Consider the following 26,412-nt stretch of genomic DNA (forward strand, 5'->3'; position numbering starts at 1 on the left):
ATCGCGGGATGGAGCAGTCTGGTAGCTCGTCGGGCTCATAACCCGAAGGTCGTAGGTTCAAATCCTGCTCCCGCAATCAAAAAAACTAAATATGGTTCCGTGGTGTAGGGGTTAACATGCCTGCCTGTCACGCAGGAGATCGCGGGTTCGATTCCCGTCGGAACCGTTATGGCTCGGTAGCTCAGTTGGTAGAGCAATGGATTGAAGCTCCATGTGTCGGCAGTTCGATTCTGTCCCGCGCCATCTTGCGGGTGTAGTTTAGTGGTAAAACCACAGCCTTCCAAGCTGTTGTCGCGAGTTCGATTCTCGTCACCCGCTTTAGTTTTTTTATTTTGGGCCTATAGCTCAGCTGGTTAGAGCGCACGCCTGATAAGCGTGAGGTCGATGGTTCGAGTCCATTTAGGCCCATTGAATTTTACTTGGTCCGTTGGTCAAGTGGTTAAGACACCGCCCTTTCACGGCGGTAACACGGGTTCGAATCCCGTACGGATCATGAAAGCATCCTTTGGAATGCTTTTTTTTTATGTTTTAAAAAAGGCAATTTTAAAAGTTTTTCCATAAATTAGGCACAGTAGGTCAAAATTTGTTATAATCAGTCCGTTGCAAGTTCCCGAAAGGATTCGCAGCTGCGAAGATGCCTTGTAACCGAATCGAAATTTAGGGGGAATACAAAAAATGACAGAGAAACATTTATTTACTTCAGAATCTGTATCTGAAGGACATCCAGATAAAGTGGCTGATCAAATCAGTGATGCTATTTTAGATGCGCTGCTTGCTGAAGATCCAATGGCACGGGTTGCCTGCGAAACCTCGGTGACGACCGGATTAGTATTGGTTTTTGGCGAAATCTCGACAAGTGCCTATGTAGATATTCAAAAAATTGTTCGCGAAACCATCAAAGGAATCGGTTATACACGGGCAAAATTCGGCTTTGACGGTGACACTGTGGCGGTATTGGTAGCCATTGATGAACAATCACCTGATATTGCTCAAGGCGTTGACAATGCATTAGAAGTACGCGATGAAGCGAATGAAGAAGAAATCGGTGCCGGAGATCAAGGATTGATGTTTGGTTTTGCTGTTGATGAAACACCAGAATTGATGCCATTACCAATTGCATTGAGTCACCGTCTTGTTCGGCGATTAGCAGAACTGCGTAAAACGAATGAATTGACCTATTTGCGTCCTGACGCAAAATCCCAAGTAACTGTCGAGTATGATGATCAAGATCAGCCTCGTCGAGTGGATACAGTTGTTATCAGCACACAGCATGATGATGCAGTAGACAATGAAACGATTCGTCATGACGTTATTGAAAAAGTGATTAAAGAAGTGATACCAGCTTCTCTTTTAGACGATGAAACAAAATATTATATCAATCCGACAGGACGATTTGTCATCGGTGGGCCTCAAGGGGATGCCGGATTGACTGGTAGAAAAATCATCGTAGATACTTATGGTGGATATGCAAGACATGGCGGTGGCGCATTTTCTGGGAAAGATGCAACAAAAGTTGACCGTTCTGCTAGTTATGCTGCACGCTATATTGCTAAAAATATCGTTGCAGCGAAACTTGCCCGAAAGGTAGAGGTTCAGCTAGCTTATGCGATTGGTGTAGCACAACCTGTATCGATTCGAATTGATACGTTTGGAACCGGAAAAGTCAGTCAAGAGAAATTGATCCAAGCTGTAAGAGAGAATTTTGATCTGCGGCCAGCTGGAATTATAGAAATGTTGAATCTACGTCGTCCGATTTATCGTCAGACAGCGGCATATGGACATTTTGGTCGTACAGATATCGACTTGCCATGGGAACAAACAGATAAAGTGGATGCTTTATTGGCAAGTGTGAAGGAATAAAGAGGCGACCTCTGTTGATGTAAATCAATAGAGGTTCTTTTTTTGACTTAGAAGAGGGGGAGATGAAAACGAATGTGACACGTGTGACGATTGCTGTTTTTGTTGCAACATTTATGACGGCTATCGAAGGGACGATCATTATGACTGCTATGCCGACGATCGTTGGTTCTTTACACGGGATCGAGATCATGAATTGGGTTTTTTCGATTTACTTATTGACTAGTGCTATGTTGACACCCATTTACGGTAAACTTGCCGATACCATTGGTCGTAAACCGATTTTTTTATTTGGGACACTGCTCTTTATGATTGGTTCCGCACTCTGTGGCTTGTCAAACAGCATGCTGACACTCATCCTTTCGAGAGCTGTTCAAGGAATCGGGGCTGGTGCGATGATGCCTGTTGCATTGACGATCATCGCCGACTTGTACCCTGTAGAAAAGAGAGCGAAAGTCTTGGGTTTGAACAGTACTGCTTGGGGGATTGCTAGTGTCGTCGGTCCATTAGCTGGTGGTGTGATTGTTGATACAGTCGGTTGGCACTGGATCTTTTTTATTAATGTGCCGATTGGTGTGTTTCTTCTTGGCATGATTTGGTTTTATTTTCATGAAAACAAAAAGACGAAGAAATCTGAGAAAATGGATTTACTTGGTAGTTTTTTGATGATGGTCACATTAGTTTCTCTGCTTTTAGGGTTTCAGTTACTAGGCGATCAGGGGTTAAGTGTTGCTGTGGTAAGCTTACTGATTTTGACTATTGTAACATTCCTGCTGTTTTATCGAGTAGAGAAAAAAGCAGCAGATCCATTAATTGATTTAGCGTTATTCCATTCTAGAACTTTTGTGGTAGTAAATATTGTCGCAGCACTAGCTAGCGGTTTTTTGATGGGTATCGATGTGTATATCCCAATGTGGATGCAAGGAGTCTTAGGAATGAGTGCAGGTATCGGTGGTCTTGTACTAGCACCGTTATCGATTTTATGGATGGTCGGCTCATTTCTAGCCAGCCGCTGGTTGCTGAAGCGGTCGGTTTCATGGGTCCTAACGGCTAGTCTATTAATTACGCTTGTTGGCGCAATCTGGCTTTTTATTACCCCAATGAAAACGTCTTTTCTCTGGTTTTTAGGAATCTCTTCAATTACCGGAATCGGATTGGGAGCGACGATGGTCGTTTGTACCGTGACTGCTCAAACCAGTGTTCCTCATTCACAAATTGGGGTAGCGACCTCCTTCAATACGCTATTAAGAACAATTGGTCAGACAATCATGGTTTCTGTTTTCGGGATCGTCTTGAATATCAGCAATAATTTTGGATTGAAAGAAGCAGGTATTCAAGATCAGGAAATCATGAATCGCTTAGTGGACCCAACTGCTGCTAAGAAACTTTCAACAGACATTCTGCTTCAATTACGAGGAATTTTGTACGATGGATTACATTGGGTATATGGATTAGGATTGTTGCTGATTGTGCTTGCTTTGGTGTTTGCCCGTACAATTCGGCGAGAATCTGGTACAATGATAAAAAAAGAATCGCAGGTGATTTGATGGCTTTTATACAAGCAAATATCTATTCAAATGTTCTTGAAATGGAAGTAATGGTAAACGTGATTCTCCCCCAAACTACCATCAAAAAGGTAGGTACAACTACAAAAAATGATCAAAAAGAATTACCAGTTCTATATCTATTACATGGAATGGGCGGTAATCATAGTGTCTGGGAAAGACGAACTTCGATCGAGCGCTATGTGAGCGACTATCAAATGGCAGTGATCATGCCTTCGACTGATTTGGCTTGGTATACAGATACAACTTATGATATGAAGTACTGGACCTTTGTTGCAGAAGAGTTACCGCAAATCTGCCGAGAGCTGTTTCCTCAATTGAGCAGTGATCGGGAGAAGACATTTGCTGCTGGTCTATCTATGGGGGGCTATGGTGCTGTTAAGTTGGGTTTGCGTAAACCAGAGAGTTTTGCTGCCGTTGCCTCTTTGTCCGGGGCTTTAGCGATTGCTGAAAGCATGGATTCTCTTTTAAAGATTCGAAATACTTCTTACTGGGAAGGGATTTTTGGCCCATTGGATCAGTTTCAAGGTTCAGAGAATGATTTGATCCATTTGATCGATACGATTGATCCGCAAAAGGCACCGCGCTTTTATATTAGTTGTGGAACAGAAGACCAACTGTTTCCTGCAAGTGAATATGCAGTTGCAAAAATGCAGGAACGTGACTTGGCAGTGACATTTGAGTCTGGTTCCGGAGATCACGATTGGCAATTTTGGGATCAGTGGATCCAACGGGTATTAAACTGGCTCGTTGAAGGAAAATAAAAAACATCAGAGACCGAAGAATAGTCAACGGTTCTCTGATGTTTTTTTTCGTTCGATACAAAACAGGACTGGTGGTTGGTTGCGCTGATTGATGAATTGATAGGACAGCACGTTAAATTGCGCTTGTGGTAATTGACGACAAAAGCGATGAACAGCTTCTAACTCTTCAGGTCCGCCTTCGTGGCCATAATAGCATACAAGGATGATCCGACCGCAAGGAACAATACGTTGGATCAATGCTTGCAGTGCCTGTTCGGTCGTCTCAGGTAAAGTAATGATTTTTTTATCGCTCTTTGGTAAGTAACCTAGATTGAAAATAGCTGCATGAACGGCATCAGGGACGTAATCCGCTACTGTTTCATGTCCTTGGTGGATCAGTTCAACTTGCGGCAGGAGTCCTTTTGCTAACAAGCGTTCTTTTGTTGTTGTTACTGCTTGTTCCTGAATATCAAAGGCATAGACTTTGCCTTCAGGTCCGACTAGTGTTGCCAACAGCTCGGTATCATGGCCATTTCCCATGGTGGCATCAACTACGGTCTGTCCCGGTTTGACGACTTCTTGTAAAAGGGTGTGGCTATAACGCATGGCTGTTTGTAGCATAGATAGCCTCTTTTCTAACATCAAATTTTCCTTGATAGGAGTCGCGGCGCAACATTTCTTTATCGATCTCATTCAAGACTTCCCATTTTTTGAGACTCCACATAGGTCCAATCAAAGCATCCCAAGGAGCGTCACCTGTCAGACGATGAATGATGATCTCCGCAGGAATCATTTCTAGTTGGTTGCAAATCAAAGAGACATAAGTCTCTCTTTGCATCAATTGCAGCTTGCCTTCATGATAGTCCCGGAGCATGCGGGTATTTCGCATCAAATGCAAGAGATGGAGTTTGATCCCTTGAATATCTGAGTCCAAGATTGTTTTCCGCACATTTTCCCGCATCATTTCTAATGTTTCACCAGGGAGTCCATTGATCAAATGGGTACAAACCTGAATGCCATGTTTTCTCAATTTAGCGACACCATCAAGATATGTTTGATAATCATGCGCACGGTTGATTGCGTTGCTGGTGGTTTCAAAGGTTGTTTGTAACCCTAACTCCACCCACAAATAAAAGCGTTGGTTCAATTCAGCTAGATAGTCTACCACATCGTCTGGAAGACAGTCAGGACGTGTACCGATAGAAACACCAACGACACCTGGCATGGTCAAAACTTGTTCAAACCGCTCTCGAATGACTGCAGCTGGGGCATGGGTATTGGTGAAATTTTGGAAATAAACGATGTACTTATCGACATGAGGCCATTTTTTGTGCATCACATCGATTTCTTTATGAAATTGAACGGGTAGCGGGGCTTCAGGTGCAACGATCATGTCGCCTGAACCAGATACGCTGCAAAAGGTACAACCACCTTTTGCAACAGTACCATCTCGATTGGGACAGTCGAAGCCAGCATCGATCGGTACTTTAAATATTTTTTCACCAAATTCCTGACGCAATGCATAATTCCAAGAATGGTAACGTTTATGCTGATTTTCGGCATAGGGGAATGAATTCATGGATTTTACCTTCTTTTCTTTTTTCTAAGATTGTTTTTGTTGGAAACGCCAGACAAAACGCTTTTCTAAATAGTACGGATAGGTCAGTAACAGCCAAGAGAGTCCCACACAAAATCCGCCGAGTACGTCGCTAGGAAAGTGAACACCTAGATAGATCCGACTGATACCGATCAGAAAAATCAGTAAGCCAAGCAAGATTCTCATACCCCAGCGTAACGCTTGTGACTGGAAAAAGACAGGAATCAGCAAAAGTAAGGTTCCATAAAATACCATGCTGCCAGTGGAGTGTCCGCTAGGAAAACTAGAGCTTGTCTCCAACACTAAATGTTCCAGTGTAGGTCTTTCTCGCATAAAGAATAATTTAATCAACGGATTGAAGACCGCTGAGATGCCAATCGTACCGAAACTGAGCCACAGTGCTTCGGAATAGAAGCGATTGATAAGCAACACGACCAATACAACAATGAAAAGCAGTCCAATCGTTACTGGATTAGCAAACTTGGTCACCCATAGGAAAAAGTCAGTCAAAAAAGGATAACCGCTACGGATCAAACGAGTGCTACTTTCATCGAAAGGATTCAGCCAAGTTGGATAGAATTTGACAACATAGCCTAAAAAGGCAAAAAGCAGCAAAAAACAGCTGCCGGCGAATTGATAATACAGTTTTTTGTTCATAAAAAAATCCTCATTTCTACAGGCAAACATAGTGAGTCTATTATACCATTTATCTTGGAGGGACAAAAGACAGTGGTGCAGGGGTGTTTCTTGAGGGACAATATTGTATAACAAGAAATTGTCGCTTACTTCTTCTTTCGAATAATGTACGTTAGATTACAAAGAGTTTACAGTTTGGCGAAAAGAAGGAAATAACTTTTATAAAATCTTAAGAAATTGTATACTAAACGTAGGAAAAAAATAGAAGACGGAGGAACGTTCATGAACATGAGTTTATCGCGCAAAGAGCGTCGCAGAGAAGGACAGTCCAGTGAATTTTATCAAACGATGAGAAAAAGTGCCGCTGTTGTAGGGACAACCATAACCGCTTGCTCAGTAGTAGCGCCTTTGCTGACTCCAGTTCAAGCGGATGCCGTAGAAAATACTGTGGTGAGAAGTAACTTTGCTGCACCTAATACAGCAGCATTCATTACAGAAATCGCAACTTATGCACAGCCTGTTGCCCAAGCAAATGATCTTTATGCTTCAGTCATGATCGCACAAGCCATTCTTGAAAGCGGCTGGGGAAGAAGTGCCCTGTCCCAATCACCTAACCATAATCTTTTTGGAATCAAGGGCAGTCATAATGGTCAGACAGTCTATATGAATACAGCAGAGTATTTAAACAATCAATGGTTGACTATGAAAGAACCCTTCAAAAAATACCCTTCTTACAAAGAATCTTTTGAAGACAACGCACGAACATTAAGAAATGTTTCGCTAGGAAACGGTAATTATTATTATGCAGGTGCTTGGAAGAGCAATACGTCTTCTTACCGTGATGCAACCCAATGGTTGACGGGGCGTTACGCAACAGCTCCCAACTATGCTTCTTCATTGAATACGGTGATCCAGCAGTATGGCTTGACTAAATATGATACACCAGCTTCAGGCAATGCCGGTGGTGGAGCAACGGTCAGTACGCCTAATACCGCTACAAATCCTGTCAGCAAGCCAGCAGCGACATCGTCAGTTTCTTCTGGTAGTCAAGGCTATACAGTTGCGTCAGGGGATTCTGTCTGGGGAATCGCTAATAAATTCGGCATCACAATGGATCAGCTATGTAGCTGGAACAATATTCGCAATAATTTTATCTACCCAGGACAAAAACTGACGATCAATGGTGGTACTGCCAAACAAACGACGAATACAGGGACCATATCTACCACGACAGCAAGTGCTGGTAGTTATACTGTTGCTTCAGGGGACTCGGTTTGGAGTGTGGCGAACAAGCATAGTATCACGATGGACCAATTGCGCAACTGGAACAATATCAAAAATGACTTTATTTATCCTGGTCAACACTTAGTCGTAAAAAATGATACTGGGTCAAAAAGTCAGGCCAACAAGACTACAGCAATAAGTTCTGTAACCAATGCTGGTAGTTATACCGTTGCTTCAGGGGACTCGGTTTGGAGTGTGGCGAATAAGCATGGCATCACGATGGATCAATTGCGCAGCTGGAACAATATCAAAAATGACTTTATTTATCCTGGTCAACGCTTAGTCGTAAAAAATTCTGGAAATAAACAGACAAGTAGCCCGACCACAGCTTCTACGAGCATTTCTTCATCAGCTGGCAGTCAAAAGTATACAGTGGCGTCTGGGGACTCGGTTTGGTCGATTGCTAATAAATTTGGTATCACGATGGACCAATTCCGCAGTTGGAACAATATCAAAAATGATTACGTCTATCCTGGTCAAAGCGTACGGGTCAGCGGTACGGCAACGGCTGCGAATCAGACGGCAAGTACGAGCAACTATACCGTAGTATCTGGCGATTCTGTCTGGGGAATTGCGGATAAATTTGGTATTTCCAGAGATCAATTTATTCAATGGAATAACATTAAAGACAACTTTGTTTATCCTGGCCAAAGCGTTCGCGTAAAATAGATTGCTATTCCGCTGTTTTTTTGATAGGATAAGTGCAAAGAATCTTTCACATTTGAGAAGGAATAGTAGAAACGTGTTGGAATCAAGAGAGTGCATGGCTGGTGGAAATGCACAGAAGACCTTTCGAACTCGCCTTCAAGTGATATTTGACTGAAATGAGTGTTTCTCAGAACCGCTCAAAGTAGGCAGATACGGCGATGGTCGTTAACACATCGAGGTCTGTTTCATAACAGATAAAATTAGGTGGTACCACGTTTATAACGTCCTATAAAAATCAATAGTGATTTTTATAGGACTTTTTTTTAAGTTCTGCTGATTTTTGATCAAGTCAGAGCACCAATTTTTAGGAGGCGTCCATAGTGAACTACAATCACAAAGAAATTGAAAAAAAATGGCAAAAATATTGGGCTAAGAAAAATGAGTTCAATACCCACGATCAACCGGATAAACCAAAGTTTTATGCGTTAGACATGTTCCCATACCCTTCTGGACAAGGATTGCACGTAGGGCATCCAGAAGGATATACAGCGACGGATATTCTAAGCCGCTTCAAGCGCAGCCAAGGATTCAACGTTCTTCATCCCATGGGTTGGGATGCTTTTGGGTTGCCTGCTGAACAATATGCATTGGATACCGGGAATGATCCGGCCGAGTTTACGAAAAAAAATATTGAAACATTCCGTCGTCAAATCAATTCACTGGGGTTTAGTTACGATTGGAATCGTGAGATCAACACGACAGATCCTGAGTACTATAAATGGACGCAATGGATTTTTACCAAACTTTATGAAAAAGGATTGGCTTATGAAGCCGAGGTTCCTGTCAATTGGGTTCCAGAGTTAGGAACGGTTATCGCCAATGAAGAAGTGATCGATGGCAAAAGTGAACGCGGCGGCTACGATGTTATTCGCAAACCTATGCGTCAGTGGATGTTGAAGATCACGGCTTATGCGGATCGCTTGCTAGATGATCTAGAAGAAGTTGATTGGCCTGAGAGCATCAAAGAAATGCAGCGGAATTGGATCGGTCGTTCTGTGGGTGCCAATGTCACCTTCAAAGTAGCGGGTAGCGATGCAGCATTCACCGTCTTTACGACACGACCAGATACATTGTTCGGTGCCACTTATACGGTTTTGGCTCCTGAACATGAGTTGGTACAAGCCATCACTACACCGGAGCAAAAAGCAGCGGTTGAGGCATATGTTGCAGAAACAGCGAAGAAGTCCGATTTGAATCGGACCGATTTGTCTAAAGAAAAGACGGGTGTCTTCACAGGGGCCTATGCGGTCAATCCAGCGAATGGGAAAGAAGTGCCAATTTGGATTGCTGACTATGTGTTGGCTTCATATGGTACTGGTGCGATCATGGCTGTGCCAGCTCATGACGAACGTGACCATGAATTTGCAAAAGCTTTTGGGTTAGAAATCATTCCTGTTCTGGCTGGAGGAGACGTTGAAGAAGCTGCTTATACTGAAGACGGTCCTCATATCAATTCAGAGTTTCTGGATGGTCTAGATAAAGAAGCAGCAATTGAAAAAATGAACCACTGGTTAGAAGAACAAGGAGTCGGTAAAAAAGAAATCAGCTACCGTCTGCGAGACTGGCTGTTTTCTCGGCAGCGTTACTGGGGTGAGCCTATCCCGATCATTCATTGGGAAGACGGTACTACAACCACTCTTCCGGAAGATCAATTGCCACTACGCTTGCCAAAAACCGATAATATCAAGCCAAGTGGTACAGGTGAATCGCCATTGGCGAATGTCAGCGAGTGGGTCAATGTCGTTGATCCAGAAACAGGCATGAAGGGACGTCGTGAAACGAATACGATGCCACAATGGGCGGGGAGCTCTTGGTACTTCTTGCGGTTTATCGACCCTCACAATAAAAATCGCTTAGCCGATTTTGACAAATTGAAACGCTGGTTACCAGTAGATATCTATATCGGTGGGGCAGAACATGCGGTGCTTCATTTACTTTATGCTCGTTTCTGGCATAAGTTCCTTTATGATCTTGGTGTCGTACCGACAAAAGAACCATTCCAGAAATTATTCAATCAAGGGATGATCCTTGGGGAAAACAATGAAAAAATGTCGAAGTCTCGCGGAAACGTCGTAAATCCGGATGATGTCATCGAACAATACGGAGCAGATACACTGCGCATGTATGAAATGTTCATGGGTCCATTAGATGCATCGATCGCATGGAATGAAAACGGCTTGGAAGGCAGCCGTAAATTCCTAGACCGCGTCTGGCGTTTGATCGTGGATGAAAATGGCAAAATGCGTGATCGAATTACTACATTCAATGATGGCAAACTAAGTAAAGTTTACAACCAAACAGTTAAAAAAGTTACCGAAGATTTTGAACAGCTTCATTTCAACACGGCTATTTCACAGCTGATGGTCTTTGTGAACGAAGCATATAAGTCCGATGCACTACCATATGAATATGTTGCTGGATTTGTCCAATTGTTGGCACCGATTGCCCCTCATATCGGTGAAGAACTATGGGCAATTCTCGGAAATAAAGAGGGCATCTCTTATGTGCCATGGCCAACTTATGATGAAAGTGCGCTAGTCGAAGATGAAATCGAAGTGGTATTCCAAGTGAACGGCAAAGTTCGGGCAAAAGCCAAAGTTCCTACGGATGCAGACAAAGCGACGCTCGAACAGTTAGCTCAATCAAATGAACTGGTAAAAGAACAATTGAATGGAAAAACGATTCGCAAAATCATCGTTGTACCAAATAAATTAGTCAATATCGTCGCTAATTAATTGAAAAGAGGGACTGTGCCATAAGTCTCCTACAAGTAAAACTATCCGAACATTAACTATTATTGCTCCTGCGGTGCAGGGACTCCTCGTCGCAAAAGTCAGAGGAATCTATCCTAGCAATAGACTATTATTCGGTTTAACTTGTTGGATGATGACTTATGGCACAGTCCCTCTAAACATGTCTAAACGGTCGGAGCAGATGCAACTCCGAGAAATAAGTCGAAATACCCAAAAATTTGAAAAGCAATTTCTGTGTATTCCTCCTTATTTCTCGGAGTTTAACACTTCTGTCCCCGCTTTTTTTGTACAAAAAAGCAGCGGTTCAGCTGATGCAAACATCAACTGCCGCTGCATACTATTTTTTGCGAATAATGCCGTAAAACAATACAGCTGTAGCCACTAATGGAATGAAGATCACCAATAGAAAGCCATTTGGATATGTTGCGCGAGTGAAGATTTCTGTGGAAGTATCATTTGTGCCGATCAAGTGGTTTGCTACTAAAAATTGTCCGACCAATGCGATCATTGCTAGAAAACCTACTGTTGCCCCTGTTCCAAAGAAGATTTTTTTCTTTGTGCTGTTCATTGCGTCTGCCCCTTTAATATTCTCTATGTCCCATTATACAAAAAATGAAAAAGTCTTCAATGCGATTTTGTCAAATCATTGATTCGTAATACACTTGAAATGAATTTGACATATTTTTCTAGTCAGCTGACTCTTTCTAAGTGAAACGGCAATCAAATCATTCGTTGAACTAAGAGGGGTCTCGTATAATAGAATTAACGCAAATGAAAGCGCAGAAAGAAGGAATAAAAATGGACTATCAATCTTTTGAAGGTCAAGAGGCTTTTTTCAATGATTATCAACGAGTAGCAAAAGCAGGTTACCAAGAAGAAGAAGTGATCGATGACGTGCTGGAACAGCTGAATCAGCAATTGACTGCGGACCAGCTAATTTACCGAGTGGAAGCGGAAAAAACGAAAGACGGCGAAGTCTTTCTGTTTCCTTTCAGCAAATTCATGTATACCGAAGATTTGGACGCAGCAATCTCGACAGAATTTCGCTATGATGGTGCTCCTTATGTCTATGAAACCTATGAGGATGAACAACCATAATTTTCAGCAAGGTATTTAAATCAAGAACTTTTTAAGAGGCATTTGCATAGACACAAAAATAAACACCCAAAGGATGACCCGCTTGATGCTGTCATTCTTTGGGTGTTTGTTGTTAACGGATAGGTGAGGCAATGAAAAAATCAAAGCAAACGCTGAGCGATTTGCAAATCACCTTCATAAGGTTCTTTTTGACCATTGACTTTCAAATATTGCTCAGCGCCTTTACCAGCTAGAATCACGATATCTTGACTAGCGGCTTCAGCAACCGCTGATTGGACCGCAAGGCTGCGGTCCATCTGTTCTTCAATAATGACAGTAGGTGCAGTGATCGCAGCGGCTATCTCGGCAGCGATAGCACGAGGATCCTCAAAGTTAGGGTCATCAGAAGTTAAATAGACTTTATCTGCATACTCAGAAAGCGCTCGACCCATGTCAGGACGTCGTGATTCTGCTTTGCCGCCGGCACTGCCGGTCACAAAAATCAGCCGTCCTTTTGGCCGCAATGTATGGGCTAGCTCACTCAGTGACTTAAAGCTTAAGTAGTTGTGGGCATAATCAACGATGATCAATGCGCCATTTTGTTTTTCCAGAACGATCATTCGTCCTGGAATCGTTACATTAGGCAAGACAGATTGTGCTTCTTCTTGGGTAGCTCCCGCAAGACAAGCAGCAACGATTGCAGCAGTAGCATTGTCGTGATTGAATTCTCCTAGCAAAGCCAACTGATAGTCGCCATTCACAAGAAGAATATCTTTTTCAGAATGGATGCGGAATGATTTAGGATCGCCCGATTCCGCTGGTAATACTTGATAATCTCCATCGCATTGGCCATAGGTGATCAATGGTACTTGATGAGCAGCACAAGTTTCTTTTAATAGTTCAAAATAATCGCTTTGTCGGTTAATGATCATTTGTTTACTATTGTGGATCAACTCGCGTTTGCAGAAAAGATAATCATCAAAGTCCGGATGTTCTACTGGACCGATATGATCGGGCGAAATATTTAGAAAGATTCCAATTTCATAAGTGATCCCAGAGACACGTTTGGTTTTATAAGCTTGGGAAGAGACTTCCATTACTAGATGTGTCATACCATTAGCGACTGCTTCGGCCATCATAGCATACAAGTCTAACGTTTCCGGAGTCGTCAAAACTGCTTCCTGATAGTTCTTTCCGTCAACAGTATTTTCTTCAGAGGAGAAAAAAGCTACTTTCTGATTGGTTGTTTTGGCTAAAATCTCCCGCACAAAATAAGCACAGCTCGTTTTGCCTTTTGTTCCTGTGATTCCAATTTTAAACAGCTGATCTTGCGGATTGTTGTAAAAAGCCTGGGCAATACAAGCCATGGCTGCTCGGATATCTGTAACGATGATGCCATAGGCGGAACAATTTTCATAAGGGTGTTCCGAAACATAACATTGAAGACCCTGAGCAACGGCACTTTCCAAATAGCTTTCTTTGAACGCGGCACCTTTACAGAAGAATAGCGTATTTGCGTCTGTCTGACGCGAATCATAACTTAATGAGGTAAAGATCAAGTCGTTCATTTCTTGTGGAACGGTATAATGCCATTCTTGGCCGATAAACTCTTTTAATAGATTTGCTTCGATCAACAACCCGCGGATCTGATGGGGGGTAATGGTAAGTAGTGACATCTTGGTTCTCCTCGTTTCAAAAAGTTTAGTTTATTATAGCATATTCAGGCAAATCGAATGGAAGACAGCATGCGATTGGTCGTTCTTCTTCAATAATGTGAAGAAACTTTAATATGTTGCAAAAATAGATTGCTCGAAGTCCTTTTTCGAATTAAAATGAAGGGGATATGTTTGTAGAAAGTTGGAGAGAACTGCCATGGATAATCATACGCAATCTGCGTCAAAACAATTAACGACACAAGAAAAAATGGCTCAAGGATCGGCTTGGATGACACTGGGAAACATTGGTTCTCGGTTGCTCGGTGCGATCTATATTTTGCCGTGGTACTACTGGATGGGAGCCAACGGAGATAAAGCAAATGCATTGTTTGGAATGGGTTACAATGTCTATGCTTTGTTTTTGATGATTTCTACTGCAGGAATTCCAGCAGCGATTGCGAAACAGATTTCCTACTACAACTCAAGAGAAGAGTATCGTACAAGTCAGCGCTTGTTCCTGAGAGCTTTACAGTTGATGGCAGGATTTGGGGTAGTAACTGCTGGTATCATGTACATAGCCGCTCCTTGGCTGGCAACCGCATCTGGTGGCGGAGAAGAATTGATTCCAACGATGCGCTCCTTAAGCGTGGCACTTTTGGTCTTTCCATGTATGAGTGTGATGCGAGGATATTTCCAAGGAAATCAAGACATGAAACCATTCGCGATTTCTCAGATCGTTGAACAGATCGCGCGAGTCTTCTATATGCTGTTGGCAACGTTTATTATCATGCGGGTGGTAGAAGGCGACTATACAGCTGCTGTGACTCAATCAACGTTTGCTGCCTTTATCGGCGTTTTAGCAAGTGTTCTGGTTTTGGTTTATTATTTCCAGAAGCAGCGGGTTCGGATGGATGTTTTGCTGGACATGAGCAAAGAAGAAACAGAGATCCAAACCAAAGAATTGGTTTTATCCACCATCAAAGAAGCGATTCCTTTTATTATTGTTGGTTCTGGGATCACAATTTTTAAACTAGTGGATCAGTATACCTTTGTTCGAATTATGAAAGGATTTACACAATATTCCAATGATCAGCTCTTAGACATGATGGCAATCTTTGGCAGCAATCCAGACAAGCTGACAATGGTCGTGATCGGCTTAGCAACGTCGATGGCATCTACAGGGTTGCCTTTAATCAGTGAAGCAGTAGCGAAAAAGAATCAAGGAAATTTAGCTAAATTGATCAGTAATAACCTCCAGTTGTATTCCTTTGTCATGCTGCCTGCTACGTTTGGAATGATCGTATTGGCGTATCCATTGTATACATTGTTTTATCGACCGGATACATTAGGGGCAAGCGTCCTCGTTGCTGCTTGTATCTCTGGCTTAATCCTGGGCTTGTTCATGCTGACTTCTAGCATGCTGCAAGGGATGTACCATAACACAGAAGCGGTTATCTTCTTCTTTATTGGTTTGTTGCTAAAATTTATTTTGCAGTATCCGGCCATCTGGCTGTTCCAAGTTTATGGTCCTTTAGTCTCTACAACATTGGCACTTGGTGTGACTTGCTGGCTGAATATTAGAAAAATGTTGACTAAAGGCCACTTCAATGCCAAGTTGACCTTTAGAAGAACGGTTTTGATTTTCCTGATGACTCTCATTATGTTAGTGATCGCGCTGATTGCTCGGCAATTGTTTGGTCTGGTCTTAAGTTCGGATCGCAAAGTCCAAGCCTTTATTCTTTCTCTACTGGTTGCAGCAGTCGGTGGCGGGGCCTATATTTATATGGCATTGAAAATCCGCTTAGCAGAAAAACTACTGGGCTCATCAATGATTCGTTTGCGTAAGAAATTGCGAATCAAATAACCCAATAAACCTGATTAGCCGCTGAGATCGCATGGATCGATCAGGCGGTTTTTTCAGTAAAAAAGATCGCAAAGAGAGAGGCGAGAAAACATGCGACTAGATAAATTCTTAGCAGATATGGGGTATGGCTCACGAAAAGAAGTGAAGCAAGCAATCAAGAAAGGCGTTGTTGCGGTCAATGGTCAACAAGTCAAAAGTGATAAATTCCAAGTAGCTGAACAAGAGGATCAGGTTTCGTTTGCAGGAGAACTGGTACGTTACCAGAAAGATTTCTATTATTTATTGAACAAACCGGCTGGTGTGATTTCTGCAACGACCGATCCGGAAAAGACAGTCTTGGATTTGTTTGCGGCGGAAGATTATCGCCGGGATCTTTTTCCAGTCGGTCGTTTGGATAAAGACACCGAAGGACTACTGCTAATTACGAATGATGGCCAGCTAGCTCATCGGTTATTGTCACCCAAAAAACACGTCGAAAAAGAGTATTATGCAGAAGTTCGAGGGATCATGACCGAAGAGGATCGTCACCAATTTCTCCAAGGAATCGAACTGGATGGGGAAACTCTCATGCCGGCACAGCTGACGATTTTAAAGGTAGACGAGCAGGCCGAGACATCCACGATTACCTTGATTTTGCATGAAGGGAAGTTTCACCAAGTAAAACGAATGGTGCAGGCAGTGGGAAAAGAAGTGACTTATCTCAAGCGTACTCGAATGGGCGGGTTACAGCTGCCGAAAGATTTGGCATTAGGAGAGTATCGCTCAATGACAGAAAAAGAGCTGGCACAGCTTTCTGCTGAACCAGCGGAAGATTGAATTGTTGCAGCGAATGAAGCCTGACGGCTGTGCCCAGTATGTGGAATGAGACTAGAGGCAATGTCTCTGCTGCTTCAGAAACATTCTGTCCATCACCAGAGCCCAGGCAGCGCTTTGATCTGCAGTGACTCTTGTGAGAATGGATGGGTCAAATAAAGTTCATAGGCATGCAGCTCAAGGCGAGCTGCAGTTTTTTTCTGATAAAGAGGGTCTCCGACGATAGGATGTCCAATGCTAGCAAGGTGGACACGAATCTGATGCGTACGTCCTGTATCTAATACACAATAGATCGAAGTCGTTTGGGCATTGCGAGCGGCAATCTCAACGTGTGTCACCGCAGATAAGCCATTGCGTGGGTCAATGACTCGTTTGCGACGGTCGTGGCGATCGCGTCCGATTTTTTTGCGAATGGTTTGGTTTTGATCCAATTGTCCCCAGACTGTTGCTTGGTAGCGACGATAAATTTGCTTACTTTCAAGCATTCGTCCCAAAATAGGCAAGACTAAGGGGTTTTTAGCAAATAAAATGACGCCGCTGGTCTCTTTATCTAATCGGTGAACGACATAGGGTCTTGTCTCTGGTGAAAGATATGCAGCCAGATCATTCATAAGTGTGTCGGTTTCATTTGGTTGGTTGGGGTGGGTTTTGATACCAGCGGGCTTATTGACAACGATCAGATGTTCATCTTCAAACAACACCGTAATCTTCTCTTTGTTCCCAGAAATCACTGGCTGATACGTGTAATCTGCTTCTTCTAGAAGAAGCGTGAGCTGATCCCCACCTGCTACTTCCTGATGAAAAAGGGCTGTTTCACCGTTGACGCGTACATTTTTGCGGGTTCGCAGTAAATGGCGTACTTTGCGAGGGACGAGCCATTCTTGTTCTAATAATTCCCGAATCGTTGTTCGGGGATGGTCATTAGGTAATGTAATGGTATATTCCATAAAAATCCCTTTCTAAGTTGTGATCTATTTGCTATTATAGCATCTTTAAGATTTTCTTATAAAAAAAACAACAAAAAACAGAAGTTTCGCTGATAGAATTGACGAGCAATCTTTTGTGGATGAAATTTACTGCTAGAGCCGTATTCCAAACGGTTTGATATATGCTACACTTTGTTAAAAGGAGCGTGGAGAAATGGATTTGAAACAAATCCTTCACAAGATAAAAGAATCGATCCAAACTTTCTGGCGTTGGATCAAGCCTTATCTACAGCAATTCCATCAATGGCGCAAACGCATTTGGAAGAAATATCATGTGAATAAAATAGTTATTTTACTGACTTTAGTGGGTATTTTAGTGATGAGCGGTTACTTGTTTTATATCGCCAAGAATACCAAAGTTAGTGAATTAGAATCAGGATTGAAAGAGTCCACTGTGATCTACGATGCTAAAGGAGAAGAAGCTGGGCAGCTCTATTCTCAAAAGGGCACCTATGTTGATTTAAAAAGCATTTCCCCAGCAGTCGTTCACGCACTGATCTCAACGGAAGACCGGAATTTTTATAATCACCATGGGTTTGATATCAAAGGGATCGCTCGGGCGGCCTTGCGGATGGTAGTCAATCGTAGTGCAGAAGGTGGCGGTGGGAGTACAATTACGCAACAGCTAGCAAAGAATGCCTATCTTTCTCTCGATCAAACCTTTAGTCGAAAAGCCAAAGAACTGTTTCTAGCGATTGAAATCGAAAAAAAATACTCAAAAGATGAAATATTGGAAATGTATTTGAACAGTTCCTATTTCGGTAATGGAGTCTGGGGGATTCAAGATGCTTCGCTCAAATATTTTGGTGTCAATGCTTCAGATTTGACGGTGGGAGAAGCAGCTACCTTAGTAGGTATGCTTAAAGGTCCATCAATTTATAATCCTATCGATCATCCAGAAAATGCGACGAACCGCCGAGATACTGTTCTAGGACTGATGGTGGACAACAAAATGCTGGATCAATCTGTGGCCGATCAAGAAGAGCAAGTTTCAATAGCTAGCCTGTTGTACGATGGCTATGGCAATTCAGAATCTGGCTATAAATATCCTTATTACTTCGATGCAGTGATCGATGAAGCGGAGTCTTACGGACTTGATGCGGATGATGTGATGAATCGTGGATACAAAATCTACACAGCACTGGATCAAAACTATCAGGCACAAATGGAAGCTGCCTATAAAAACGATGCGCTCTTTCCAGAAAATGCGTCTGATGGAACGATGGTCCAATCAGGTTCGGTGGCATTAGATCCGACAACTGGCGGTGTTCAAGCATTGGTAGGGCGACGAGGCGAACATGTTTTTCGCGGGTTCAATTTTGCTACCCAAATGAAACGCTCGCCAGGTTCGACAATCAAACCCATCAGTGTTTATGCACCTGCAATCGAAGCGGGCTATAATCCAGATAGTATTTTGGAAGACAAACCTCAAAGTTATTATGAGGCAAAGAATTACGATGGGACCTATTCCGGTGAAGTGCCGATGTATCAAGCATTGGCTCAAAGTTTAAATCTGCCAGCTGTTTGGACACTTCATGAAATTGGTCTCGACCGCGGATACAAAAAGACTCAGGAATTTGGGCTAACATTGTCAGAATCGGACAAATATTGGGGATTGGCGTTAGGCGGATTGGAAACTGGCGAATCACCGTTGACCATGGCTGCCGCGTATGGTGTCTTTGCTAGCGGAGGCTATTACTACCAACCGCATTTGATCACCAAAATCGTTGATTCAACGGGCGCGGTTATTGTAGATAATACTTCAGTCAAAGGAAAACAAGTCATCTCCAAAGAAACAGCAGACAAGATGACAAGCATGATGCTGGGTACCTTCTCTAATGGAACTGGGGTCAGCGCTAGCCCTTATGGCTTTACGATCGCAGGAAAAACCGGGACAACGGAAACAAACTTTGATTTATCAAAAGTCAATGATCAGTGGATCGTTGGGTATACACCTGATCTCGTAATCTCCACCTGGCTGGGCTTTGAACAAACGAGTGCCGAACACTATTTGACTGGAACCAGCGGGCAAGTCGTCGGCAAGATATTTAAAGCGGAAGCCGAAAGTCTGTTGCCTTACAGCCAAGGAAGTCAGTTCCAAGTAGCAGATGCCTATATGACTGGTGGGAAACTGATGGCAGCAGATGAAGTGCCAGATCCAAATGAATCAACGGACAACGATGACTGGAAAAAATCAGTTGACGAGTTTGCCGAAAATGCCAAAGAAGGATTAAAAGATTTTGGTGAGCGTGTCAAACAAGGAACCAAAGAGCTTTTTGGTAATCTATGGAATACGATCAATGGTAATTGATGTTAGCTTCTACTGCATGTGCATCCGAACAGTATGTTATAATAAGAAAAAAACAAAGTGAGGGAACAGTATGGCAAATATTTATGACACAGCGAATCAATTAGAACGAGAATTACGAGAATCCGAACAGTTTCAAGATTTAAAAGCCTCGTTTGATCGTTTGAAAGAAAACCAAGAAGCGTATAGCTTATTCAAGGAGTTCCAAGGCTTGCAACAAGCTTTGCAACAAAAAATGATGGCAGGCCAAGAAATGACAGAAGAAGAAGCACAGCAAGCACAAGAACTCTCTCAAAAAATTCAGCAAGATCCAATCGTTTCGGAATTGATGCAAAAAGAGCAAGCATTTAGTCTGGTGGCCAATGATTTGAATCGAATCATCATGGGCCCTGTGCGGGACTTATACGAAGCCTAAGCGCTAGCCTGCTGACTTACCGCAGCACAAAAGAGTCCAAGAGGGGTTCTCAAACAGAGGCCTCGGACTTGTGCCAATTCTATGCCAATTTACAGTGCTTTAGATAGCGTTAGAGGCTAATTTGAGCGGACAACATTCGAAGGATCGGGGACTTCCTCGACCCTTCGAATTTTTTGTTCAAAAAGGCGAACAAATTTTCGTGTTTTGCTGACGAAAAAACAAAGAAATGTTATGATAGAAGCAAAAGGGGGAAAGGTATCATGCGTTTTTTACATAGTGCTGACTTGCATATTGATCGTTCTTTCGAAGGGATCCGCATGTTATCGGATAACGTCAAAGAGCAGCTTCCGCTGATCAATCGAAAAATAATCAAAAAACTGGTTGATACGGCACTGGAGCATGAAGTGGATTTTGTTCTCTTGGCGGGGGATACCTTCCACCAAGCCCGTCCAAGTCTGCGGATCCAGCATGACTTTTTTCAAGAGATTTCCCGACTTGCGTCAGCAGAGATCCCTGTCTATATGATCTTTGGTAACCATGATTACTATGATCCGCAGCGTTATTGGTTTGATTTTCCTGAGAATGTTGTGCTGTTTCCCAGTGAGACGGTTGAAACGATCAAAGGCGTAACCAGAAATGGTGAGACCTATGCTATCAGTGGCTTTAGTTATCAGCAGCCTTGGATTACACAGAACAAGATCAGGGAATTTCCTAATCGCCAAGCGGTTGATTTCCATATCGGTATGTACCACGGGGATAGTGCGGGGGAACATTATGCACCATTTTCTGTGAGTGAAATGAAGCAGAAAGGCTATGATTATTGGGCACTAGGTCATATTCATGTTCCTAAGATCCTTTCAGAAGAGCCTGCGATCGTTTATCCAGGGACCCCACAAGGCAAAACGCAAAAAGAACAAGATACAGGCGTTGTTTTAGCCACTTTGAGTTCCCATGGTACCGAGATCCAGACGGTCGACGTAGCAGAAATCACATGGGCACAACAAGAAGTCTCATTAGCAGCTTGTAAGGATCAGCGTTCGATTTTGCAAACGATTTTGAAGGAGGTCAACACGAATCAGCCACGACTGATCAAATTAGTGCTGACAGATACGGATCAGTTATCTTCAGATTGGTTTTCTGAAACCGAAAAAAATGAAATGATCGCCTATTTGAACGAGCAGCTGTCAAGAGACGTATTACAGACAATTTATGCAATCGAAGTCTACAAAACAGAGACAGACAAAATTCCATTAGCGATCCCGGCGTCCTATGTTGATCAATTACTAGCTATTTATCAAGACCCGTCTATTTTTGCTGAAGGACTGAATGATTTGCTTCGTCATCCGTTGCTTTATCGCGGGATTGATCAAGGTGCCTTTCAAGAAGAGGTCTTACAGCAGACGAAACACTTGCTGGAGAATGATTTCCAGTGGGAGGAAGAAGTATGAGAATCTTAAAAGCAGAAATCACTGGGTTTGGCCGTTACCATGATCAAGTGATTGAATTTTCCCAAGGAAATCAATTGCTTTTTGGCAACAATGAAATCGGCAAGTCGACATTGTATCAGTTTATTGCGGCTATGCTGTTTGGTTTTCCTAAAAGAACAGCTAAGAAAAAGGATTATACCCCCAAAAATGGGGCCGCTTATGGAGGCAGATTGTGGCTAGTTGTCGAACCTTACGGGGAAGTGATGATCGAACGTTACCGTCAAATCGATCGAGGAAGAGCCAAAGTCCATTTCAACGGGCAGACCGGCGACGAGGAAATGCTGGCACAGTTGCTGCAACCCTTGAATCAGACGTTGTTTTTCGATGTATTTACTTTTCAGCAAGAACAACTTGCCCAAATTGACAAGCTGCAAGAAAATGAATTGCATCAAGCACTGATTTCTTTGGGAATCAGTGGGAGTCAAAAGATGCTGCAACAAGTGGCTCGCTATGAAGCAATCAATCAACAAAATTATAAACCGCGGGGACAAAAACTCCCTTTGAACCAAGCGTTGAAACGTTTGGAGAAACTACAGGAGAAAATTGCCCAAAAAGAAAGCGAAGAACATCGCTTGCAACAGCAGTATCAGCAGATTTCACAGATTCAAAAAGAATTGCGGCAATTAGAAGAACAGCAGCAAGTGCAAAGCGATGCTTATCAAGCTGTTCAACAACAGATCAGCCATTGGCCATTGTATGAAGAATGGCAACAGCTATCAAGCCAGCCAGCTGCAGTAGCAGAAAAAGACGCTCAGGAAATCAGCAGATTTTATCAGACCTATCAGCACTTAACAGAAGATATTCATCAAAAAGAAGCAGAACTTGATCGTTTGGAACAAGGGCAAGCTTCAGATAAATATTTCTTTTATCTGGACAACGAACATTTGATCACTCAGATCCTTCAGAAACAAGTTGAGATGGCCCGATTGATGGATCGGCAGGAACAGGCGCTAGAAAAGGAACAACAAGCACGAATGGCGTTGAACCAGCTGATCAATAGACGGCAATGGTCAAAAGAATCACCACCACTGCAGACAGAACAAATCCAGGAACAATTAATGAATCTGGAGCAAAGCGACTACCAGTTAGAGGAAGCAAACAAGCGCTTAGAGTGGTTAGAAGAGAAGGAAAATCATCTTCAACATGCTTTATCACGGTTGGAACAGGCGCACCCAGGATTGATGGGAGAGCAAAAAATGGCTATTCCTATGGTGCCATTAGTAGGTGGTTTGGTTGCTTGTGTTGCAGCATTCTTTTTACCGTCTCCTTGGCGCTGGTTGTGTATAGCGGCTGGCACCGTTGGTATTGGACTAGCAATTTGGGAGGCAATGAAACAACGTCCTCATAAACAAGGTGACAGCAAAAAACAATGGCAAGAGTTATTGTTGCAAACGGATCTGGTTGCCTCAGAGATCGCAGATCTGACAGAAGCCAATAATTTACAAAAACAACAGAATGAACGATGGCGTCAGGCGCTGCAACCTTTTTTTGGCACGGAACCTTATCACAGATGGTCGGTCTTCTTGCTGCAGTACCAAGAGGATGTTACTAATTATCAGTTGCATGCTCATCAGCTTCGCGAAGCCAAAGAACAACTGCAAGAGGTCACAGAACAGCTTCAGCCTTATCAAGCGATGTTTACACCTTTTGCTGATTGGTTGCCCCTGCAAAATAAGACAATACTGGAGCAGGCTCAGCTATTGCATGAATTCAATGAAGAGATGCAGGCTGTTAAATTGGCGCGTTTACAGCAGCCCAGCACGTTGTTGGCGCAGCAACTTGCTCGCAAAAAGGCGGAGCGGGCTGAATTGTTGAAGGCTTCTCAAGAGATTCTCTCACAAGTTGGCATTGATCAGCCAGCAGAAATCAGTCTTTGGCTCAAACAATGGGAGACGCATCAGCGAGCGGCAAAGCGGGAAGCCGAATTAGCAGTCATGCTGGATCCGATTTTCCCGGAACCAATCACACAAGAAGAATTGCTGGAAAAGAAAACGCAAGTGGCACAAAAGCAAAAAGAGCTGCACCAGCTTAGTCGACAAAAGGCAGAGCAAAGGCAACGGCTTGAACTAGAAGTAGCCGCCAGCCAAAAAAGCGGTACGTTGAGCCAGCTCTATCAGGAAGAAAGCGAACTGCGGGCAAAAATCGAGGAATTGGCTCTTGCTTGGAGCAGTCGACAATTAGCTGCTTCGGTATTGTCCGATTTGACGACTGAATTGTCTGAGCAACAATTGCCGCAATTACTAGAAAAAGCTTCGATATATTTCAGATTGCTTTCCAATGACCGCTATCACCAAGTAACACTGCATGAGGGGCAATTAGTTGCCAGCAATGCTAGCGATAGTTACTCGATCATCGATCTATCAACAGGAACAAAAGATCAGCTGATCATGGCGATCCGCTTCGGTTATCTTGCGTTGCAACAAAATCATCCTCTTAGTCCCATCATTATCGATGATGGCTGGTTGCATTATGATAGTGCACGAAAAGAACGGTTAGCGGAATTATTCGCTGAGTTTGGCCAATATTACCAAGTAATTTGTTTGTCTTCTGACCAAGAAATGGTAAGCTATTATCATAAATACCAGCAATCCGTACAAGAACTTAGTCAAAGGATGTGAGAAATTTGGCTATGCGCCAAATGTTAACATGAAAAAAATTCGAGAATTGACCGTAGATGAGACGTTTCAACTGTTTTTGTTGATTAAAAATGCGGAAGTTCGTATCGCAAAAAATGGCAAAAAGTTTATCGCGTTTACTTTTCAAGATACTTCTGGAACAATCGACGGAAAGTTTTGGGATGCTTCTGAGGAAGAAATCAATCGCTTCGAGGCTGGTAAGGTCGTTTTATTAGATGGAAAGCGAGAAGTTTATCAAGGAAATCCCCAAGTCAAGATTTTGCATCTGCGTCTGGCAAAACCAGAAGAACCTCATGACCCGAGCCAGTACATGGAAAGAGCCCCTCTGAAAAAAGAAGACATGGAAGAGGAAATTAATCAGACATTGTTTGAAATCACCAATCCTCATTGGAATCGTATCGTTCGTTTTTTGCTGAATAAATACAAGAAAGAATTTTTTGATTTTCCAGCAGCTAAACGGAATCACCATGCCTTTGCTAGTGGATTGGCTTACCATACAACGACCATGTTGCGAATCGGAAAATCTTTGATCAAAGAGTATCCGGAAATCAATGCACCGCTTTTGTATGCAGGAATTATCCTGCATGATTTAGGAAAAGTGATTGAATTGACGGGACCAATGACCACAGAGTATACATTAGCTGGAAATCTGGTTGGACATTTAGTGCTAGTAGATGAAGAAATCACCCAAGCGTGTATTGCTCTGAAATTTGATGATAAACAAGAAGATATCGTTGTGCTGCGGCACATGGTTTTGGCTCATCATGGATTGTTGGAATATGGCTCACCAGTTCGCCCAAGAATTATGGAGGCGGAGATCCTGCATCAAATCGATAACATCGATGCTTCTATGCAAATGATGTTGTCATCTATTCGCTTAACGGAACCAGGAGAATACACTGAGCGGATTTTTGGGATGGATAATCGTAGTTTTTATGTGCCGAAAGATGTATAAATAAAAAAAGATTGGCTTTTGCCAATCTTTTTTTTCTGTTATTTTTCAGAGGAATCTGTAGCAGATGAACTAGTTGTTTCAGTTGATTCTTTTGTAGAATCAGTTGCATTCTCTTTGTTATCTGATGCATCTGTAGCAGAAGAATCAGTTGAATCTTTTGTTTCTGCTGCAGAAACATAGTCAGAAAGAATATCAGCTAGATCTTCATCTTTCATTTTCACATTGGCAGCTTTCAGTTCTTTACCAATCGTTTTTGCCACGAATGTAGAATCGTTCAATAGCGTATTTTGTGCGATTTCTGTGATTTGATCTTTGTATTTATCCATGTCGTTGCCTTTGTCTTGGTTTTTGACCATTTTGACAATGTAATAGCTTGTTGTATAAGTAGAAGCATCCGTAGCAGAAATGACCTCTGAAATTTCACCATCTTTTAATGCAAAGGCAGCTGTTTGTACTTCAGCTGGCACAGTTGTTGAGGTTGAGTCGAATTTGACTGTACCGCCATCTTCTGCAGTCGCTGTGTCTGTTGATTTTTCTTTTGCTAATTTACTAAAGTCAGCACCATCTTTTTGAGCTTCTTTTAATACATCTTTTGCATCATCTTCACTAGTCAATTTGATCAATTGTGCTTCAACTTCTGGATGGAAAGAATCCCAAGCTGCTTTCAGCTCATCATCACCAATATCCATGTTCGCTTTTAGCCCTTCTTGTAATGCTAATTGCTGTCTGATTTGTTCACGATAGCTTTTTTTAGTAAGTCCAGAAGCTTCCAATGCAGACTCAAATTTATCACTGTCGCCATATTGTTTCGCAGTTTGATCGTATTGCTTGTCGATCATTTTCTCTGTAACATCATCCCCATATTTTTGATCGAAGACTTTTAAGACGATCAATTGGCGGATAAGACTTTGGTTATTCTGATCTGTTTTTGCTTGTTCGTAAAAATCTTCAACCGTGATTTTACCGCCTTTCATGGTTGCAATCTCATTACTTGAACTTCCGGAACAAGCAGCTAATGTCAAAACGCTCAGTGCACTGACTGCTGCTAAAATCAATTTTTTCTTCATTCGTTT

General features: G+C 42.6%; 20 protein-coding genes, 6 tRNA genes, 1 riboswitch and 1 other annotated feature. Of the genes, 19 read left to right on the forward strand and 7 right to left on the reverse strand.

What is annotated here, in order from left to right; all coding sequences use genetic code 11:
- The first annotated feature begins 2 nt into the window (after positions 1 to 2).
- From DVW06_RS05475 to DVW06_RS05515, 9 genes are all read left to right on the forward strand, one after another.
- A tRNA-Met gene (locus DVW06_RS05475) sits at positions 3 to 76 on the forward strand.
- Between the two features lie 17 nt (positions 77 to 93).
- Positions 94 to 166: transfer RNA gene (locus tag DVW06_RS05480), tRNA-Asp, on the forward strand.
- Positions 167 to 170: 4 nt separating this feature from the next.
- Positions 171 to 243: transfer RNA gene (locus tag DVW06_RS05485), tRNA-Phe, on the forward strand.
- Positions 244 to 247: 4 nt separating this feature from the next.
- A tRNA-Gly gene (locus DVW06_RS05490) sits at positions 248 to 318 on the forward strand.
- A gap of 16 nt (positions 319 to 334) precedes the next feature.
- Positions 335 to 408: transfer RNA gene (locus DVW06_RS05495), tRNA-Ile, on the forward strand.
- Positions 409 to 421: 13 nt separating this feature from the next.
- Positions 422 to 493, forward strand: a tRNA-Glu gene (locus tag DVW06_RS05500).
- A gap of 102 nt (positions 494 to 595) precedes the next feature.
- Positions 596 to 678, forward strand: a riboswitch (SMK box riboswitch).
- Positions 676 to 1,860: a methionine adenosyltransferase gene (metK, locus tag DVW06_RS05505; RefSeq protein ID WP_003128403.1), complete on the forward strand. Its 1,185-nt coding sequence runs from the start codon at positions 676 to 678 to the stop codon at positions 1,858 to 1,860. (Overlaps the previous riboswitch by 3 nt.)
- 62 nt (positions 1,861 to 1,922) lie before the next feature.
- Complete coding sequence (locus DVW06_RS05510) at positions 1,923 to 3,404, forward strand: MDR family MFS transporter (protein WP_137264492.1); 1,482 nt, start codon at positions 1,923 to 1,925, stop codon at positions 3,402 to 3,404.
- Positions 3,404 to 4,186: an alpha/beta hydrolase gene (locus tag DVW06_RS05515; protein WP_021149016.1), complete on the forward strand. Its 783-nt coding sequence runs from the start codon at positions 3,404 to 3,406 to the stop codon at positions 4,184 to 4,186. Before DVW06_RS05510 ends, DVW06_RS05515 begins: the two co-directional genes overlap by 1 nt.
- Before the next feature lie 24 nt (positions 4,187 to 4,210).
- On the opposite strand, the gene DVW06_RS05520 is transcribed toward DVW06_RS05515, so the two are convergent.
- The 3 genes from DVW06_RS05520 to DVW06_RS05530 are packed head-to-tail and all read right to left on the reverse strand — an operon-like array spanning position 4,211 to position 6,419.
- Positions 4,211 to 4,786 carry a tRNA (mnm(5)s(2)U34)-methyltransferase gene (locus DVW06_RS05520; RefSeq protein WP_005472914.1) on the reverse strand — a complete coding sequence of 192 codons (576 nt, stop codon included), beginning with the start codon at positions 4,784 to 4,786 and terminating at the stop codon, positions 4,211 to 4,213.
- Positions 4,761 to 5,744, reverse strand: a complete 984-nt coding sequence (locus tag DVW06_RS05525) for a TIGR01212 family radical SAM protein (protein ID WP_137264493.1) — start codon at positions 5,742 to 5,744, stop codon at positions 4,761 to 4,763. The genes DVW06_RS05520 and DVW06_RS05525 overlap by 26 nt, the downstream gene beginning before the upstream one ends.
- Before the next feature lie 24 nt (positions 5,745 to 5,768).
- A complete protein-coding gene (locus DVW06_RS05530) occupies positions 5,769 to 6,419 on the reverse strand; it encodes a phosphatase PAP2 family protein (RefSeq protein WP_003128409.1) in 651 nt (216 codons plus the stop codon).
- 261 nt (positions 6,420 to 6,680) lie between these two features.
- On the opposite strand from DVW06_RS05530, the gene DVW06_RS05535 reads away from it, so the two are divergent.
- Both DVW06_RS05535 and leuS read left to right on the forward strand, forming a co-directional pair.
- Positions 6,681 to 8,351, forward strand: coding sequence for a LysM peptidoglycan-binding domain-containing protein (locus tag DVW06_RS05535; protein WP_005472912.1), 1,671 nt, complete (start codon positions 6,681 to 6,683; stop codon positions 8,349 to 8,351).
- A gap of 43 nt (positions 8,352 to 8,394) precedes the next feature.
- Positions 8,395 to 8,622 (forward strand) — a binding site (T-box leader).
- 88 nt (positions 8,623 to 8,710) lie between these two features.
- The gene (gene leuS, locus DVW06_RS05540) at positions 8,711 to 11,125 is read left to right on the forward strand and encodes a leucine--tRNA ligase (RefSeq protein WP_137264494.1); all 2,415 of its coding nucleotides are present in this window, start codon (positions 8,711 to 8,713) and stop codon (positions 11,123 to 11,125) included.
- 355 nt (positions 11,126 to 11,480) lie between these two features.
- Here leuS and DVW06_RS05545 read toward each other — a convergent pair whose 3' ends face one another.
- Entirely contained in the window at positions 11,481 to 11,711 is a 231-nt protein-coding gene (locus tag DVW06_RS05545) for a hypothetical protein (RefSeq protein ID WP_003128412.1), read from the reverse strand.
- A gap of 230 nt (positions 11,712 to 11,941) precedes the next feature.
- Here DVW06_RS05545 and DVW06_RS05550 point away from each other — a divergent pair, with 230 nt between their 5' ends.
- Positions 11,942 to 12,241 (forward strand): DUF5960 family protein, encoded by a 300-nt coding sequence (locus DVW06_RS05550; protein ID WP_005472910.1) that lies wholly within the window; start codon positions 11,942 to 11,944, stop codon positions 12,239 to 12,241.
- Between the two features lie 140 nt (positions 12,242 to 12,381).
- On the opposite strand, the gene murE is transcribed toward DVW06_RS05550, so the two are convergent.
- Positions 12,382 to 13,896: a UDP-N-acetylmuramyl-tripeptide synthetase gene (gene murE, locus DVW06_RS05555; RefSeq protein WP_003128415.1), complete on the reverse strand. Its 1,515-nt coding sequence runs from the start codon at positions 13,894 to 13,896 to the stop codon at positions 12,382 to 12,384.
- A 196-nt stretch (positions 13,897 to 14,092) separates the two neighbouring features.
- On the opposite strand from murE, the gene DVW06_RS05560 reads away from it, so the two are divergent.
- Complete coding sequence (locus tag DVW06_RS05560; RefSeq protein WP_003128416.1) at positions 14,093 to 15,739, forward strand: putative polysaccharide biosynthesis protein; 1,647 nt, start codon at positions 14,093 to 14,095, stop codon at positions 15,737 to 15,739.
- A 90-nt stretch (positions 15,740 to 15,829) separates the two neighbouring features.
- Positions 15,830 to 16,555, forward strand: coding sequence for a pseudouridine synthase (locus tag DVW06_RS05565; RefSeq protein ID WP_123866832.1), 726 nt, complete (start codon positions 15,830 to 15,832; stop codon positions 16,553 to 16,555).
- A 92-nt stretch (positions 16,556 to 16,647) separates the two neighbouring features.
- Here the strand turns inward: DVW06_RS05565 and DVW06_RS05570 are convergent, their stop codons facing one another.
- Positions 16,648 to 17,499 carry an RluA family pseudouridine synthase gene (locus tag DVW06_RS05570; RefSeq protein ID WP_003128418.1) on the reverse strand — a complete coding sequence of 284 codons (852 nt, stop codon included), beginning with the start codon at positions 17,497 to 17,499 and terminating at the stop codon, positions 16,648 to 16,650.
- A 193-nt stretch (positions 17,500 to 17,692) separates the two neighbouring features.
- On the opposite strand from DVW06_RS05570, the gene DVW06_RS05575 reads away from it, so the two are divergent.
- The 5 genes from DVW06_RS05575 (at position 17,693) to DVW06_RS05595 (ending at position 25,339) form a co-directional block, all read left to right on the forward strand.
- On the forward strand, positions 17,693 to 19,849 hold the full coding sequence (locus DVW06_RS05575) for a PBP1A family penicillin-binding protein (protein WP_003128419.1): 2,157 nt from the start codon (positions 17,693 to 17,695) through the stop codon (positions 19,847 to 19,849).
- A gap of 70 nt (positions 19,850 to 19,919) precedes the next feature.
- Positions 19,920 to 20,261, forward strand: coding sequence for a YlbF family regulator (locus DVW06_RS05580; protein WP_003128420.1), 342 nt, complete (start codon positions 19,920 to 19,922; stop codon positions 20,259 to 20,261).
- Positions 20,262 to 20,521: 260 nt separating this feature from the next.
- On the forward strand, positions 20,522 to 21,709 hold the full coding sequence (locus DVW06_RS05585; RefSeq protein WP_003128421.1) for a metallophosphoesterase family protein: 1,188 nt from the start codon (positions 20,522 to 20,524) through the stop codon (positions 21,707 to 21,709).
- Complete coding sequence (locus DVW06_RS05590) at positions 21,706 to 24,366, forward strand: ATP-binding protein (protein WP_005472902.1); 2,661 nt, start codon at positions 21,706 to 21,708, stop codon at positions 24,364 to 24,366. Before DVW06_RS05585 ends, DVW06_RS05590 begins: the two co-directional genes overlap by 4 nt.
- Before the next feature lie 28 nt (positions 24,367 to 24,394).
- Positions 24,395 to 25,339 carry a 3'-5' exoribonuclease YhaM family protein gene (locus DVW06_RS05595; RefSeq protein ID WP_137264519.1) on the forward strand — a complete coding sequence of 315 codons (945 nt, stop codon included), beginning with the start codon at positions 24,395 to 24,397 and terminating at the stop codon, positions 25,337 to 25,339.
- Positions 25,340 to 25,377: 38 nt separating this feature from the next.
- Here DVW06_RS05595 and DVW06_RS05600 read toward each other — a convergent pair whose 3' ends face one another.
- Positions 25,378 to 26,406 (reverse strand): peptidylprolyl isomerase, encoded by a 1,029-nt coding sequence (locus DVW06_RS05600; RefSeq protein ID WP_003128425.1) that lies wholly within the window; start codon positions 26,404 to 26,406, stop codon positions 25,378 to 25,380.
- Between the last annotated feature and the right edge of the window lie 6 nt (positions 26,407 to 26,412).

Source organism: Enterococcus sp. ARL09-542 (assembly GCF_005234805.1).
GTDB classification, from domain to species: Bacteria; Bacillota; Bacilli; order Lactobacillales; family Enterococcaceae; genus Enterococcus_D; species Enterococcus_D gallinarum.

Bases quoted from the DNA above. Each gene is read 5' to 3' on its own strand.
- DVW06_RS05560 (WP_003128416.1), top strand. From the start codon at position 14,093: ATGGATAATCATACGCAATCTGCGTCAAAACAATTAACGACACAAGAA.
- DVW06_RS05570 (WP_003128418.1), bottom strand. From the start codon at position 17,499: ATGGAATATACCATTACATTACCTAATGACCATCCCCGAACAACGATT.
- DVW06_RS05590 (WP_005472902.1), top strand. From the start codon at position 21,706: ATGAGAATCTTAAAAGCAGAAATCACTGGGTTTGGCCGTTACCATGAT.
- DVW06_RS05600 (WP_003128425.1), bottom strand. From the start codon at position 26,406: ATGAAGAAAAAATTGATTTTAGCAGCAGTCAGTGCACTGAGCGTTTTG.
- DVW06_RS05530 (WP_003128409.1), bottom strand. From the start codon at position 6,419: ATGAACAAAAAACTGTATTATCAATTCGCCGGCAGCTGTTTTTTGCTG.
- DVW06_RS05545 (WP_003128412.1), bottom strand. From the start codon at position 11,711: ATGAACAGCACAAAGAAAAAAATCTTCTTTGGAACAGGGGCAACAGTA.
- DVW06_RS05550 (WP_005472910.1), top strand. From the start codon at position 11,942: ATGGACTATCAATCTTTTGAAGGTCAAGAGGCTTTTTTCAATGATTAT.
- DVW06_RS05585 (WP_003128421.1), top strand. From the start codon at position 20,522: ATGCGTTTTTTACATAGTGCTGACTTGCATATTGATCGTTCTTTCGAA.
- DVW06_RS05525 (WP_137264493.1), bottom strand. From the start codon at position 5,744: ATGAATTCATTCCCCTATGCCGAAAATCAGCATAAACGTTACCATTCT.
- DVW06_RS05515 (WP_021149016.1), top strand. From the start codon at position 3,404: ATGGCTTTTATACAAGCAAATATCTATTCAAATGTTCTTGAAATGGAA.
- DVW06_RS05580 (WP_003128420.1), top strand. From the start codon at position 19,920: ATGGCAAATATTTATGACACAGCGAATCAATTAGAACGAGAATTACGA.
- DVW06_RS05575 (WP_003128419.1), top strand. From the start codon at position 17,693: ATGGATTTGAAACAAATCCTTCACAAGATAAAAGAATCGATCCAAACT.
- metK (WP_003128403.1), top strand. From the start codon at position 676: ATGACAGAGAAACATTTATTTACTTCAGAATCTGTATCTGAAGGACAT.
- DVW06_RS05535 (WP_005472912.1), top strand. From the start codon at position 6,681: ATGAACATGAGTTTATCGCGCAAAGAGCGTCGCAGAGAAGGACAGTCC.
- DVW06_RS05595 (WP_137264519.1), top strand. From the start codon at position 24,395: ATGAAAAAAATTCGAGAATTGACCGTAGATGAGACGTTTCAACTGTTT.
- murE (WP_003128415.1), bottom strand. From the start codon at position 13,896: ATGTCACTACTTACCATTACCCCCCATCAGATCCGCGGGTTGTTGATC.
- DVW06_RS05510 (WP_137264492.1), top strand. From the start codon at position 1,923: ATGAAAACGAATGTGACACGTGTGACGATTGCTGTTTTTGTTGCAACA.
- DVW06_RS05520 (WP_005472914.1), bottom strand. From the start codon at position 4,786: ATGCTACAAACAGCCATGCGTTATAGCCACACCCTTTTACAAGAAGTC.
- DVW06_RS05565 (WP_123866832.1), top strand. From the start codon at position 15,830: ATGCGACTAGATAAATTCTTAGCAGATATGGGGTATGGCTCACGAAAA.